Source organism: Flavobacteriales bacterium, from assembly GCA_016712535.1.
In the GTDB taxonomy this organism is placed as follows: Bacteria; Bacteroidota; Bacteroidia; order Flavobacteriales_F; family PHOS-HE28; genus PHOS-HE28.
On sequence record JADJQW010000002.1, the window covers coordinates 1,865,368 to 1,879,354 of the forward strand.

General features: G+C 60.5%; 13 protein-coding genes and 1 pseudogene. 12 read left to right on the top strand and 2 right to left on the bottom strand.

Annotated features, from left to right (window positions below):
• Nucleotides 1–2 precede the first annotated feature (2 nt).
• Nucleotides 3–1,610 (bottom strand): hypothetical protein, encoded by a 1,608-nt coding sequence (locus IPK70_07645; protein MBK8227035.1) that lies wholly within the window; start codon nucleotides 1,608–1,610, stop codon nucleotides 3–5.
• Between the two features lie 66 nt (nucleotides 1,611–1,676).
• Between IPK70_07645 and IPK70_07650 the strand changes: the two genes are divergently transcribed.
• From IPK70_07650 to IPK70_07700, 11 genes and pseudogenes are all read left to right on the top strand, one after another.
• Nucleotides 1,677–3,125: a hypothetical protein gene (locus IPK70_07650; protein ID MBK8227036.1), complete on the top strand. Its 1,449-nt coding sequence runs from the start codon at nucleotides 1,677–1,679 to the stop codon at nucleotides 3,123–3,125.
• 10 nt (nucleotides 3,126–3,135) lie between these two features.
• Nucleotides 3,136–3,831, top strand: a complete 696-nt coding sequence (locus IPK70_07655) for a hypothetical protein (protein ID MBK8227037.1) — start codon at nucleotides 3,136–3,138, stop codon at nucleotides 3,829–3,831.
• Between the two features lie 24 nt (nucleotides 3,832–3,855).
• A complete protein-coding gene (locus IPK70_07660) occupies nucleotides 3,856–4,995 on the top strand; it encodes a glycosyltransferase family 4 protein (protein MBK8227038.1) in 1,140 nt (379 codons plus the stop codon).
• Between the two features lie 16 nt (nucleotides 4,996–5,011).
• Nucleotides 5,012–6,151 (top strand): glycosyltransferase family 4 protein, encoded by a 1,140-nt coding sequence (locus tag IPK70_07665; GenBank protein ID MBK8227039.1) that lies wholly within the window; start codon nucleotides 5,012–5,014, stop codon nucleotides 6,149–6,151.
• A complete protein-coding gene (gene wcaF / locus IPK70_07670) occupies nucleotides 6,148–6,723 on the top strand; it encodes a colanic acid biosynthesis acetyltransferase WcaF (protein MBK8227040.1) in 576 nt (191 codons plus the stop codon). The genes IPK70_07665 and wcaF overlap by 4 nt, the downstream gene beginning before the upstream one ends.
• Before the next feature lie 24 nt (nucleotides 6,724–6,747).
• The gene (locus IPK70_07675; GenBank protein ID MBK8227041.1) at nucleotides 6,748–7,485 is read left to right on the top strand and encodes a hypothetical protein; all 738 of its coding nucleotides are present in this window, start codon (nucleotides 6,748–6,750) and stop codon (nucleotides 7,483–7,485) included.
• A gap of 79 nt (nucleotides 7,486–7,564) precedes the next feature.
• Nucleotides 7,565–7,708 (top strand): annotated as a pseudogene (locus IPK70_07680) (glycosyltransferase).
• A gap of 227 nt (nucleotides 7,709–7,935) precedes the next feature.
• On the top strand, nucleotides 7,936–8,709 hold the full coding sequence (locus tag IPK70_07685) for a hypothetical protein (protein MBK8227042.1): 774 nt from the start codon (nucleotides 7,936–7,938) through the stop codon (nucleotides 8,707–8,709).
• Between the two features lie 13 nt (nucleotides 8,710–8,722).
• The gene (locus tag IPK70_07690) at nucleotides 8,723–9,121 is read left to right on the top strand and encodes a glycosyltransferase (protein MBK8227043.1); all 399 of its coding nucleotides are present in this window, start codon (nucleotides 8,723–8,725) and stop codon (nucleotides 9,119–9,121) included.
• Between the two features lie 23 nt (nucleotides 9,122–9,144).
• The gene (locus tag IPK70_07695; protein MBK8227044.1) at nucleotides 9,145–10,797 is read left to right on the top strand and encodes a PQQ-dependent sugar dehydrogenase; all 1,653 of its coding nucleotides are present in this window, start codon (nucleotides 9,145–9,147) and stop codon (nucleotides 10,795–10,797) included.
• Nucleotides 10,798–10,954: 157 nt separating this feature from the next.
• Nucleotides 10,955–11,794, top strand: a complete 840-nt coding sequence (locus tag IPK70_07700) for a glycosyltransferase (GenBank protein ID MBK8227045.1) — start codon at nucleotides 10,955–10,957, stop codon at nucleotides 11,792–11,794.
• A 14-nt stretch (nucleotides 11,795–11,808) separates the two neighbouring features.
• Here IPK70_07700 and IPK70_07705 read toward each other — a convergent pair whose 3' ends face one another.
• Nucleotides 11,809–13,290 carry a gliding motility-associated C-terminal domain-containing protein gene (locus IPK70_07705; protein MBK8227046.1) on the bottom strand — a complete coding sequence of 494 codons (1,482 nt, stop codon included), beginning with the start codon at nucleotides 13,288–13,290 and terminating at the stop codon, nucleotides 11,809–11,811.
• Nucleotides 13,291–13,431: 141 nt separating this feature from the next.
• Between IPK70_07705 and hpt the strand changes: the two genes are divergently transcribed.
• Entirely contained in the window at nucleotides 13,432–13,971 is a 540-nt protein-coding gene (hpt, locus tag IPK70_07710) for a hypoxanthine phosphoribosyltransferase (GenBank protein MBK8227047.1), read from the top strand.
• Nucleotides 13,972–13,987 lie beyond the last annotated feature (16 nt).

A 13,987-nucleotide genomic window follows, 5' to 3' on the forward strand; every position in this document is an offset into this window, starting at 1 on the left:
GCTCAGCGTCGTTGATACACATCGCCCCAGGCCGGGCCGGACCTGAAACTGGCAATCCGGATGAAGCCGGCGTCCTTGAGTTCATCGCTCAGCTCCTTCCTGGATTGATAATCGACGAAGGCGTATTCCACTTCAGGCATGGGCCCTGGCCCACAGCCGCTGAACACCGGAGAGCCATCGAGGTAACCTGCCTCCGGATGATTCATGTAGTACGAGTCCGTGAAAGAAGCCATGATGCGAGCGTCGTGCATGCCTTTCTGGTCGCAGAATCCGATGCGTTGCTTGTGCATCGATATGGCATCGCGGTAGTTCAATCGCGTATCACCGATATGACCATCGGTGCCGAGTGATGCGGGCATGGTGGCCGCCATGACCGCAGACACGGCCGGAAGCGCCCAAGCCCTGCCCGAGAGGCCTGAAGCATGCAAGCTCGCCAGCACGCCCATCACAAGGAATGGATGGATGGGCAACAGGTACCGGGGCGTGAAGAAGTTCAAGGAGGTGAATGCCCAAAGCCCGATGCAAAGGATGCCGAACAGGAAAACCGGAACATGAAGCTGGCATTCAGTCCGGCGGATGAGCAGCGAAAGCGATCCGATGCCGATCGCCAAGGCGATGAGGACAGCAGGCAATTGGATGCTCGCGGGCACCGGCCAGCGGCCCCAGAGCATCTTGATCGCGGCGGTGAACGCAAGCGCGGACAAGATGCTCAGTGCAGCACCGCGGCGGATCAGGAGGCATGGAGCCGCCACGCAACCAGCTAGCGTCAGGTACTGGAGGCCTTCCGTCTCGAATGCGTTGGTGAATGCCAGCTTGGCCTTGAAAGCAATGTCCAGCCTTGACCGGGTGATCATCTCCAGATGTTCCGGGAAGAAGAACCATCCGGATTCCCACCATTGCAGCAGGTAGTAGGATCCAGCAATCCCAACGGGTAGCAAGAGCAGCGCCCACCATCGGAGCCAAGCCCTGGATCCTGGCCAGTTGCCGCCGTAGAAGCGCGACAACGCATGCGTCATGGCCACGGCGATCACCAGCACCACGGCAGTTTCCTTTGTCCAGAGCGCGAGCGTGCAAGTGAGGAGATAGAGCCAAGGGATCCGTGCGAGATAGGCCGTTGCAGCAAGCGTCATGAGCAGCGCCAGCGTCACCTCAGGAAGCAGCAGGCCGCTTTGGGCAAGCAGCATCTCGCTCGCCGCGACAAGCACCGCCGCACAGGCGCCCATCCATTCACCTCCCAAGCGCGCCCCCAGCCAATAAGTGGAAAGCAGGAGCAGGATGGAAACGCAAAGAGCAAGGCTGTGCATCGCAGCGAAGGAGTCGCCGAATGCGCTCATCCACAGTGCTCCGAGTGCATGGAAGAAGAGTGGATGCCCGCGTGAGAGTTCAGGCGGAATCGCCCATGGCAAGAAGCTGATGCCGTTCTCGTGCATGGCCTTCACCGCAGGGGCGTACACCCATGCCTCATCCCAGTAATAGGGCAGGCCCGAATACGGCAGCTTGAGGAGGATGAAGGCGAGCGCAACGAGCAGGAGAATCGCCCGTGGAATCCATGCTCCGCGCAGCGCAACCGCTCTTCTTGCGGGTGCGGATGGCTGCGGCGCTGAGTGCATGGGGCGAAAGTAGCGGGCGGGCTTTGGCGGCGAATCAACGGTCACGACGGTAATTTCGCGTTCCTCATGCGCCCTGCCACAGTGCCGTCTCTGCTGCTTCTCATCACCGCCATCTTCCTCGGTTTTTGCGCAAGTGGTCAATCCACATGGCGCAGGACTTACGGTGCATCCGGCTCCGACAATGGCGCAAGCGTGATCTCCTGTTCGGATGGTGGATTCCTGGTTGCCGGGAGCACGGGCAGCTTCGGGAACGGTGCGGGCGATATCTATCTGCTTCGGTTGGATGACGGCGGCACGCTTCTTTGGTCGCGCTTTTTCGGGGGAGCGGATGTTGATCAGGCCGTGGCATGCGCAGAGGTCGACGGCGGATTCGCGATTGCCTGCACGGTTGGTGATGGGCAGAACGGGAACTATGATATGCGCTTGGTGCGGACCAATGATTCCGGTGAGGTTCTGTGGTCGACGGACTACGGCGATGCGGACTGGGACCTGTGCCGGGGCATGGTGGCACTGGAGGGTGGATTCCTGCTTCATGGTGTTTCGTACAGTGAAGCCGTGCCTCAAGGAAGAGGTTTCGCCATCCGAGTCGATTGGGACGGGGACCCGGTCTGGAGCTATGCGCTGGAAGCTCCTTTCTTCACCGAGTTCAACGGTGCGGCCGTTCGGATGGATGGCACCATCGCGCTGGTTGGCCGCCGGACGATTGTTGATGGTGACGATGATGGGATTCTCCTGCTGCTCGATACGGACGGCGCTCAACTTTGGGAAGCAACTTGGACCTCATCGGCCGACGTGTCTTTCGGAGGCGTTGCCGTTGGCAGCAATGGCAACCTTGTTGTGTGCGGGCGTTCAAGGGCAGGATCGGCGGCGCAGAAGATCATGCTTGCTGGCTATGATGGTGCCGGTGGCTTCCTCTGGGATCGGTACATCGGGAACGAAACGGACGCTAAGGCAACGGCGATTCAGCGCGCCCATGGGTCCGGGTTCGTCATCACCGGATACACTACGGTCGGCTCCAATTCCGATATGATACTCACGCGGGTTGCGGAAGATGGCGGGTTCATTTCCGGGTCGAATTATGGAGAAGGCAACCGGTCCATGGGCCTAGGGGTCGATTCAGTGCCGGGTGAAGGATACGTTGCAGCTGGATGGATCGAGGGCTCTGGACCGGGTCCTCGCGCGGTTTTCGTTGTGAGGACTGATGAGAATGCCTTCACGGCTTCGAATACGATCACGACGTTCATGGATCCTGTGGGCATCGCTGATCCTCCGGAATCCGCCCGGAGCCTCGTTTATCCGAACCCGATTTCGAGCGGTGGCCTCTTATCCGTAAGATCAGCAGAAGAGATGCGCATATGGGAATTGGTCACGATGGTTGGATCGACCGCTAGTTCCGGAAAGTTGACGGCTGGCCAGGACCAGATCACGGTTCCGGACCTGCGGCCTGGCCTCTATGAATTGATCATTCGGTCCGACCATCGACAGCACGAACGTGCGAGGTTGCTCGTCGAGTGATTCGCTTTCCATGCCCCCTCTCACGCTCCTCCACGCCCTCTTCGGCTTCATTGCCCTCATCGTGGCGCCATTGGCCATGGTCTCGCGCAAGGGCGGCGATTGGCACCGGCGCTGGGGCAAGTCCTATTTCTGGAGCATGGCTGCGGTGGCCGTGACCGGGATCGGTTTGGGCGTGGTCCGCGACAATTGGCTCATGGCCATGGTTGCGGTATTCGCCTTCCACATGATCGCCAGCGGCTACCGGGCCCTCTACCTCAAGAAGCTGCACGAGGGCCAGCGGCCGCGCACCATGGACCGCGCGCTCATGATCGCGGCGGGCATCGTCAATGGCGGCATCTTCCTCTGGGGCGCCATTCACCTTGCGCTCGGCCACAAGACCAGCGGCCCTGTCATCTTCACGGTCTTCGGCACCATCGGCCTGTTCTTCGTGTGGCGCGACCTGCAGCGCTTCTATAGCACCAACAACGATAAGCGAGAATGGCTCTATGCGCACATCACCGGTTTCCTGGGCGGTTACATCGCCACGGTCTCGGCCTTCAGCGCAGTGAATCTCGGGATGATCCAGCCGCGTTGGCTGCAATGGCTCTGGCCCACCCTCATCGGTGTTCCGCTCATCGTGCTATGGGTGAGGCACTACCGGCGCAAGTTCGCGGCGGGCGGGCGTTCGCGCAGCCTCTTCGATATCCGCATACGCGTGCAGCGCTGATCGCTGGCGGATACCTTGGCCGCCGTGAGCCGTAGCGAGCGACCCACCATCCTGGTGCTCTACACCGAGCTGGCGCCATACGTCCTTGCCTGTCTCAATGCGCTGGTGGAGCGAGCCGATGCCGATGTCCATCTGGTGCGCTGGCCGGTGAATCAGGAGGCGCCCTTCTCCCTGGCTTTCCACCCGCGCATCACCGTTCACGAGCGTGCATCGCTCACGGGTGATGCCATGGTGGATCTCGTTGCTCGCCTTCGGCCAGCACTCACCATCACCAGCGGCTGGGTTGACAAGGACTACCTGCGCGCCGCTGCCGAAGCGAAGCATCTGGGTGGCGTTTCCATCATCGCGCTCGATACCGCCTGGCGCGGGCATTGGAAGCAATGGGCCAATGCGCTCGTTGCGCGCATCCGCTTGCATCGGTCGTTCACGCATGCTTGGGTCACGGGCAAGGCCCAGGCGGAGTACGCGCTCCGACTCGGTTTCAAGCCGGACGGGATCCGAACCGGTTTCTATTCCGCTGACACCGCGCTCTTCGTGCCGCTGGGCGAGCGGATCTTGGCCATGCGCAACGAGCAGTGGCCGCATCGGCTGCTCTGCGTGGCGCGCTATATCCCCACCAAGGGCCACCAGTTGCTCTGCGATGCCTTCGCGGAGCTGTGCGATTCAGGGGACGCTGGGGATTGGGAACTGCACTTCGCCGTCACCGGCGAACTGCATGAGCAGGTGAAGGCTTCGCCGTCGGGCATGCATCCGCGCATCACCCACCTCGGCTTCAAGCAGCCGGAGGAGATGCGGGGGATCGTGGCAATGGCCGGCGCCTTCGTATTGCCGAGCACCTATGAGCCCTGGGGCGTGGTGGTGCAGGAGCATGCATGCGCCGCTGTGCCGCTCGTGCTCAGCTCCGCCGTGGGCGCGTCCGAGCGTTTCCTGAAAGAAGGCGAGAACGGCTTCCGGTTCATTGCTGGGGATAAGTCATCGCTGAAGACAGCATTGCGCATGCTCATGCTCAGCACCGATGCTGAATTGCGCGCAATGGGTCAGCGGAGCATGGAACTGGGCCGGGCGTGGAGTCCCGCGCACTGGGCCAGGACGGCGCACGAATTGATGGGGGACGACCAACCCGCAACCCCGGTCAACCTGCAACGCTCAACCGCCTCAAGCTAACGATCCCCGCTCTGCCTTGCGCCCCCAGGTCCTCGTCTTCATCGATTGGTACAAACCCTTCTTCAAGGCGGGCGGACCGGTGCGGAGCATGGTGAACCTCGTGGATCACCTGCACGGCCGGGTCGACTTCCACATCGTCACCGGCGACCGCGACTATACTGAGAAATCACCGCCGAAGGGGATCATCCGCGATCAGTGGATCACGGCGGATCGTGGCGAGCGCGTCTGGCATGCCTCTACTATGCAGCGCACTTTGAAGCAGTGGAAAGCCCTGTTGGAGGAGCGCGCTTGGGACGTGGTGTACATCAATGGCCTTTATTCCAAGTGGAGCACCATCGCGCCGCTATGGATCCTGCGACGCTCCAAGCAGCGACGGATCGTGGCCGTGCGCGGCATGCTGGCGCGCGGGCCCATGCGGCAGAGCGCAGCCAAGAAGCGCGCCTTCCTGCTGGCCATGAAGACCACGGGTTGCTTCCGGGGCGTGGAGTTCCAGGCCACGAATGCGGAAGAGGTCGATGATATCAAGCGCTGGATCGGCAAGGAGGTGAAGGTGCACCTGGTGCCCAACCTTGGTCGGAAGCTCGAGCAACAGGAGCCGATGCCGATCGGGAAGAAGCCAGGCGAGCTCCGTTTGGTGAGCGTAGGCCGCATCGCACCGGAGAAGAACACGCTCTTCGCGATCGAGCGCTTGATGAAGCTCGAAGGGAATGTCCGCTTCGACCTGTACGGCACCGTGTATGACCAAGCCTATTACCAACGATGCTTGGAAGCGGTGGCGAGGCTGCCGCAGAACGTTGCCGTGGTCATGCACGGCCACATCGATCAGGATCGCGTGGCGCACGTGATCGGCGAGGCGCACGCTGTCTTCATGCCCAGCGTGGGTGAGAACTTCGGGCACACCATGCTGGAGGCGCTGGTGGCGGGCAGGCCGTTGATCATCAGCGATCGCACGCCGTGGAAAGGGCTGGAAACGAAGAGCGCGGGCTGGGACCTGCCGCTGGAAGAGCCGGAGAAGTTCGATTCGTTACTGGCGCAATTGGTCGGAATGGATGGATCTGCCTATGAGGTGTGGGCGTTGGGCGCTTCCGCTTTGGGCAAGCGATATTTGACCGATGCCACGGGCTTGGAACGAAGCCTGGCGATGTTCATGTCATGACCCGTCCCTCCGTCGATCTCTCCCGCTTCGACAACTCGAAGACCTTCGATCCCGGAGCGGGCGTGGTTAAGCGCACGCTCTGGTACTTCACCAACGCGCTCTTCTTCCTCAATCCGGGCTTCCCGTTCCGCTCGCCGAAGCCCTCGCTATTGCGCCTGTTCGGTGCCAGGGTGGGGAAGGGCGTTGTGATCCATCCCGGTGTGAACATCAAGTTCCCGTGGAAGCTGCGCATCGGCGATCACAGTTGGATCGGCCAGCGCGTCTGGCTCGACAATCTCGACATGCTCACCATCGGCAGCAACGTCGTCATCAGCCAAGGCGCCATGATCATCCAGGGCAGCCACGATTACAAGAAGGTCGATTACCCCACGTACAGCAAGCCGGTGGTGCTGGAGGATGGCAGCTGGGTGGGAGCGGGGGCCATCGTCACCTTGGGCGTTACGCTCAAGAGCCACAGCGTGCTAGCCGTGGGCAGCGTGGCCACCAAGGACCTGGAGGCTTACATGATCTATCAGGGGAATCCGGCGATGGCCGTGCGTGAGCGGGTGATTCAGGATGATACTTCGGGATAGGATTCATTCGTTTGGGCTCATGAAATGAACCGGGCGTTGAAATACATCACCATCGCCGTCCTCTCGATTGTGCTTCTGGCAGTCCTAGGCCTTTATCTGTGGTTCAGAATGGGGGTGAAGGAGGGATTGGCCACCCGTGCACACTTCGAGTGGTTCATAGCTGAGAAGTTGTTTGAAGGGAATCAGGACTTCTGGCCCGTGGAGGTCGCAGGGAAACAACGGAGGCCTGTTACGTGGGACATTGATGAGGGCCAACTCACCGTTCTGGACACCATTAAGATCGGTTTGAAGAATCACTCACGCGAACGTTTCTACTGGCATAGCTGGGGTACCCCGCTTAGCAGACTGCAAACAGACTTGGTTGTTTACCGGAATGGCATAGCGGATTCGATTCCTTTCAGCGGTTTTGGGTGCTACACGGGCGTTCATCTATACCCAATGCAGAGTGGGGAAGCAGTTCAAGGCACCATAAGCAACCCGTTGATGTTCGATCCTCGAACGAGCTATGAACTCCCGCTCATGACTGAAAGTTTCCCGAAACTGTTCGAATCGCTCTATGGTGATTCGGTGGTAATTCGATTCAGCCAGGCCAGCTACAGCTTGCCATGGAGTCGCTATCCAAGTCAGATGTTATACTCAGACTGGATACTTGTACGGACGGATCGCGTCTTAGAGAATTGGAGGATTGGCCGGCACACGCCGTTCTCAGTAAGCGAGCAGATCTTGGAAGAGCGCCACGGACACAAGAACGTTGCTCGATAATGTTGCTCTTATCAATCAATGTCCTTTGCGGTTTTCTGGAAGCCCGTTCCTTCGTGGGTAATATTGAAGCAGCAGTCCATTGAAAGTCTCCCTCATCACCGTCTGCCGCAACGTCGCCCCGGTCATCGCCGAGACGCTCGACAGCGTCCTGTCCCAAACGCATCCGGACATCGAGCTGATCGTGATCGACGGCGCGAGCACGGATGGCACGGTGGAGATCCTGGAGCGGTACCGCAAATCTGCGCAAGGTCTCCTGAGTAACGTGGGGACTCTGCGCACCGAAACCGCAGGGTCCCGAGGCGGAGACCCTGCGGAGGTTTCCGTTACGCTCAAGAACCACAGCGTGCTAGCCGTGGGCAGTGTGGCCACCAAGGACCTTGGCGCATATACGATCTATCAGGGGAATCCGGCGGTAGCGGTGCGGGAGCGGGTGATTTCACTAGGCTGACCATGCAAGCGGGAAAGTGGCTAATGGCGTTCGGTCTGGGTGCTGCGTTGACGGCAGGCTTTTTTCTCGTTGCCCCGCAGTTCCGTTCTCGAACGCCCGTGGCGCCTCCTTGGCATCCGTTCGAGCTGAGGTCTGACCTTACGTTGGATGATCTCGTCGCAGATGGATATCGCGTATCCGACATGCCCTGCGGCATGATTCACTTTGCGAAGACCTTGGGGGACACTACGATCAGATACTATGTGGATGTGGATTGTGTCAATTGGTCGAACCCGCGCGAAGCCAGGCAAGCACTCAATCCCGAAGTTGTCGAGGAGGAGCTGGTCGAAATCGTACCATCATCGGATACGGGGTCTGCGCGTGTGTCGGAGATCAATTGGGTTGAGGAATGGTCCAAGCACTCAGCCGAGAACCCTTATTGGCCGTTTGATGGAGACATGGTACGTGGCTGCCATCAAGAGATTCTTTGGAGGCATTACTGGTTCACCATGGATGTCATTGATAGCCTTGCAGTCCGGCGCTTTGTTGCTCAACATGAGGGCTGGATGTACAATGAGCAATGGGATTGTGAGCAAGGCGGAGTGTTCATGGTCGGCCATGCAAGTCGATTGGATTTTGCATGCAGGATCCATAGGAACTTTGACGTCGATAGCAATGTCTTGCCTTGGCGGTTCGAGATCACTACGAGCATCCCGTTTCTCGATCATGCGCGTCGCGCAGCTTCTAGGGATAGGATGCGCTTGGAAGAGGAAGCCCAGCGCGATTACTTGAGGTAAAACAAATACACCGTTGAAGGTTTCCATCATCACCGTCTGCCGCAACTTCGCCCCGGTCATCGCCGAGACGCTCGACAGCGTCCTGTCCCAAACGCATCCCGACATCGAGCTGATCGTGATCGACGGCGCGAGCACGGATGGCACGGTGGAGATCCTGGAGCGTTACCGCAAATCTGCGCAAGGTCTCCTGAGGAACGAGGGGGCCCTGCGCACCGAAACCGCAGGGTCCCGAGGCGGAGACCCTGCGGAGGTTTCACACGATCTATCAGGGGAATCCGGCGGTGGCGGTGAGGGAGCGGGTGATCGTTCAGTTCGGGGATGGCATCGAATCTCAGCGTTCACGGCCGAGAGGGACGGAGCAGCGTTCATGGGACTGGAGACATCTGAATCGCATAACGCACTGACCTGTTGATCAACAAGCCTAAGCCGAGAGCCATGAAGAAGATCATCGTATCTGCCCTTTTCGTGACAGCAGTGCTCGCGGCTACTGCTCAGCGCGTTGTTCCCTTGGTGCAAGGGATCACGGTCGATTCGATCCTCCTGGCAATGCCCGGAGCGACCAAGCTTGCTCATCAATCGGTTACCGGGCATTTCTACTACTCCACCATCGGAGGAGAGATCCATGAGGTGCTCGTTCCGCCTTCGGGTCCGGCAAGCTCATCGTTGAAGTACACGGCCGATGATCACGGAATCAGCGCGTTGCAGGGCATGTGCATCCTGGATAGCGTGATGTACCTCTCTGGCAACATCTGGTCGAGCGTGACGGGGATAGGGAAGGTGGTGAAGGGAACCTTGCAATCCGATGGAAGCCGGGTATGGGTGGACATGGTGACCACGGAGCCTTATCCCACGGCAAGCAGCGGGGGGGATCATGGGTTCACCGGTGTCGCCGTTGACCCATCGGGCAGCTATGTCTTCGTATCGAGCGGGGCAAGGACGCACTTGGGTGAGATCCGGACCAACAACGGAGCGTATCCGGGTCTTCGTGAAGTCCCGTTGACCACCCTTATCCTGAGGTTCCCCATCGGAACCGAGGGCGCAGTGCTGATGAATGATGCAGCGCTGCTCGAGAACAGCGGCTACGTGTTCGCCTCTGGAACGCGCAACGCTTACGATATGGCTTGGGATGGCAACGACGAGCTATTCGCCATCGATAACTCCGGGGAACGGGACGACCCGGATGAGCTGAATTGGTTGAGGCCGGGCAGGCATTATGGATACCCATGGAGCATGGGCGGGAACGACAACCCGCTCCGGGTGTCGCCCTATGATGCGGACATGGACCCATTGGTGAATCCGCTCAGCGGCGGTTATCAGAATGGTTGGCTCGCTGATGATCCAACGTTCCCGGCCGCCCCGGCAGGGGTCATATTCACCGAACCGGTCCGGAACTATGGCGAGGCTGCTGACTTCTTCCGGGATCCCATAACAGGCGAAGTGCGGGATGCAAGTGACGAGGGCGCTTGGATCACCTCGTTCACGGCCCATCGATCGCCCGTTGGGCTGCTCTTCGATCGTGACAGCACGCTGGCCGCACCGTACCGAGGGGATGGTTTCGTGCTGAGCTTCATGCCGGGAGGGGATAGCACAGGATACACTCCGCTTTCGCCCTGGGGGAGCCCATGCCCATTCGTGGATACCTCCCGTGAGCTTGTTCACATGAAGCTCCTGCACGATGCGGGCATCGACAACTACACGATGACCACCTCGAGCATCGTGGGCGGATTCTATAAGCCGATCGATGCGGTGCAGGTGGGCAACGAGCTCTTCGTGATCGAGCATGGTGGAAGCCTTTGGAGGATGACCTTTCCGGCGCATGTGGGGGTGGAAGAGCAAGCACGGAGCATCGCACTCTCCGTTTTTCCGAACCCGTTCAGCCAGACGTCCACTCTACGGTTCGAGAACCCGGGTGATGCGAAGTGCAGGATCACCATCACCAATTCGGTTGGCCAAGTCGTGAAGACCATGGACAACATCACGACCAATTCTGTCCACCTGGCCAAGGGCTTTCTGGCGTGCGGGCTGTACCTCGTCAACGTGAGTGCATCGAACGGGGCCATTGGATCGGCGCGGATCGTTGTAGAGTGATCTTGCCCCTTCCGTTGAGGCGGGATGGCCGCATCGGGAATTCCGAGGGCTCGTGGAGGTTCGGAGCATCCGATGGCTTGGGCCCGGTGTTCGCATTCCTTCAATGGTCATCCGCATCTTCGCAGGCCCTTCCATGTTTGGTGGCTCTGGTGCAATCATGAAAGTCTCCCTCATCACCGTCTGCCGCAACGTCGCTCCGGTCATCGCGGAGACGCTCGACAGCGTCCTGTCCCAAACGCATCCGGACATCGAGCTGATCGTGATCGACGGCGCGAGCACGGACGGCACTGTGGAGATTCTGGAGCGGTACCGCAAATCAGCGCAGGGTCTCCTGAGGAACGAGGGGACCCTGCGCACCGAAACCGCAGGGTCCCGAGGCGGAGACCCTGCGGAGGTTTCCGGCAAGCGCGGGATCGACATCCTCGTGAGTGAGCCCGACAAAGGCATCTACGACGCCATGAACAAGGGCCTTGCCCGCGCCACGGGTGAGGTGATCGGCTTCGTGAACGCGGGCGACCTGCTGATGACGCCCGATACCATCGCGCAAATCGTGGGTGCTTTCCAGCGCAGCCATGCCGAGGCCGTCTATGGCGACATCATCATGGTGGATGAGAAGGACATCTATCGCGTGCACCGCACCTGGCTCAGCGGCACCTATCACCGGGAGAACTTCCGCAAGGGCTGGATGCCGCCGCATGTGGGCACTTTCATCCGCAAGAGCGTTTACGACCGCTTCGGCCACTTCAACACGGATCTGCGCATCGGCGCTGATTACGAGATCCTGCTGCGCTTCCTCTACAAGCACCAGGTCCCCACCGTGCATCTGCGCGAGGTGCTCGTGCGCTTCCGCTTGGGCGGCATGAGCAACGGCAACCTGAAGCTGATCCTGCGGGCCAATCGCGAAGTGCGCCGCTCATGGGCCATCAATGGGCTCAACGCGCCGCCGCTGCTCGTCACGCGCAAGCTGTGGAGCAAGGTGCTGCAGTTCTTCCACTGACGGCCGCCTGCTGATCAGCGGAGCAGCGTGACCGTGCCGTGCTGCTGGTCCGGTCCTTTCGGCCCGCTGTAGGTGAGCGTCCAGAAGTACGTGCCATCGGGAACAACTTCACCGGCCGACGAACGGCCGTCCCAAGCGAAGTCCAGGCCCTTGGCCTTGTAAACCATGGCACCCCAGCGATTGAAGACCAGGAGCTCGAGGTTGTCAACGCCTTCAAGCGTGATGGGCCTGAACTGCGCGTTCTGGTCATCGCCGTTCGGTGTGAACACATTGGGGATCACCACCACCACGTCGCATGCGTCGAGCGTGATCATCACCGTATCCGATGCGGCACATGGCCCTTGGGCGATCTGCACCCAGGCCACGCCGCTCGCGTAGCCGGTCCATGAGTCCTGCGTGGAGCCATCGTGCCAGAGGTAGTCGGCGTCGAGCGCTCCGGCGAAGAGCACCACGCTATCGCCAGTGCAGGCTGTTCGATCGGGACCGAGGTCCACGCTCGGCTGCGGAACGAAGGTCACATCCACGGAATCGCGGCCGAAGCATGCGCCATTGAGCACATTCACCCAATAGGTGCCGCTGGTGGTCACGGTGAGCTGCGCACCGGAAGCCAGGCCATCGTTCCAAACGTAGGTGTCCACCATGGGCGTGGTGGCATCCAGCACTACCGTGCCGCCGCCGCAGATCACCTGATCGGGGCCAAGGTCCGGTTCGGGGTAGGGGTTCACGATCACCGTTGCGCTGTCGGTGTAATCGCAGAAAGGCGTGAAGGAGATGTCGTCGAGCGCGAAATCGTTGCCGCTGGCGAAGGTGTTCTGGTTGGTGATGCAGATGTCTGCCGTGGTATTGCTGCCCGATGCCCAGATCTGGTAGAATTGGTTCCACTGGCAGGTGCTGGAAGCCGCTGTGAAGGTGTTGCCCAAGGGCTGACCGTTGATCGTGAATTGGAGCACCGCTGGATTCTGCGCGACCATGGACGACAGCCAGGCCGAGAACGCATAGCTCGTATTGGGCGCAACGGTGATTGATTGGCACCATACCGGGACGCCTGCGGTGGCTGCGCCGTTCACCACCATCATGTTGCCCCCACCGGTGTGATCGGTGCAAGGCGGGAAGTTGCTGTGCGTGGCGCTGGCGTTGCTCGCCACGGCATACTGGCCTTCGTTGGACAGTAGACCCCAAGTTCCGCCCGTGCCGGGGATGTAACCGCTTGTGAAGCCGCTGGCACCAGCGGAGAAATCACCGTTCACCACCAGGTTCGAGCCGGCATCGAGCTCCTGCACCGTGCAGTAGTACACGCCGGCCGTGCCTACCATGAGCGAGCTGCCGGTGGTGCCGCCGGTCCACGAATAGCTCAGGTAGCCCGTGCCCGGCGAGAGCAGCGCGGTCTGTCCATCGCAGAGCGTGATATCGGGACCGAGGTCGATGCTGCCGGCGCAGGGCTGGGCCTGTGCGGCTGCAAAGGACAGCAGTGCCGGTGCAAGCGTGATCCTGTGCATGATGCTCAACTGCATGGGTCGGATATCCGTGAAGACTGATTTCCGCGGGCGAAGGTCGCCCACGGCGGGGGAAGCGCGTGTCACAGGCAGGTGATGCCTTGATGCCGAAGGCCCGCGGCCCGAATCCTACCTTCGCCGCCCATGTCGCGAGTGCGTTTGCATGATCTGGACTTCGTGCCCTTCATCCCGGAGGAGGAGGTAGCTGCTGCGATTGACCGGGTGGCTTCCCGGTTGAATGCCGATTACGCGGGCAAGCGTCCCTTGCTCATAGGCGTGCTCAACGGGGCTTTCTTCTTCGCTGCGGAACTCGTGAAGCGCCTCAGCATCGAGTGCGAGGTCACCTTCGTGAAGGTGGCCAGCTACCATGGCACCCGGAGCACCGGCAAGGTGAGCGAGCTCATCGGACTGAGCGAGCGCGTCGAGGGCCGCCATGTCGTGGTGCTCGAGGATATCGTGGATACCGGCAGCACCATCCGCTACATCATGGACGCGTTGGCTGAGCACCACCCCGCCAGCGTGCGCATCGCTGCATTGCTCTTCAAGCCCGATGCCTATAAGCAGGAGATCCCCATCGACTTCGTGGCGCTCAACATCCCCAGCGCCTTCGTGGTGGGCAGCGGCCTCGACCACGATGGTCTTGGTCGCAACCTGCCCGGCATCCTCAAGATCGCAGAACCCTGAGCCGCAAGGCGCTTTC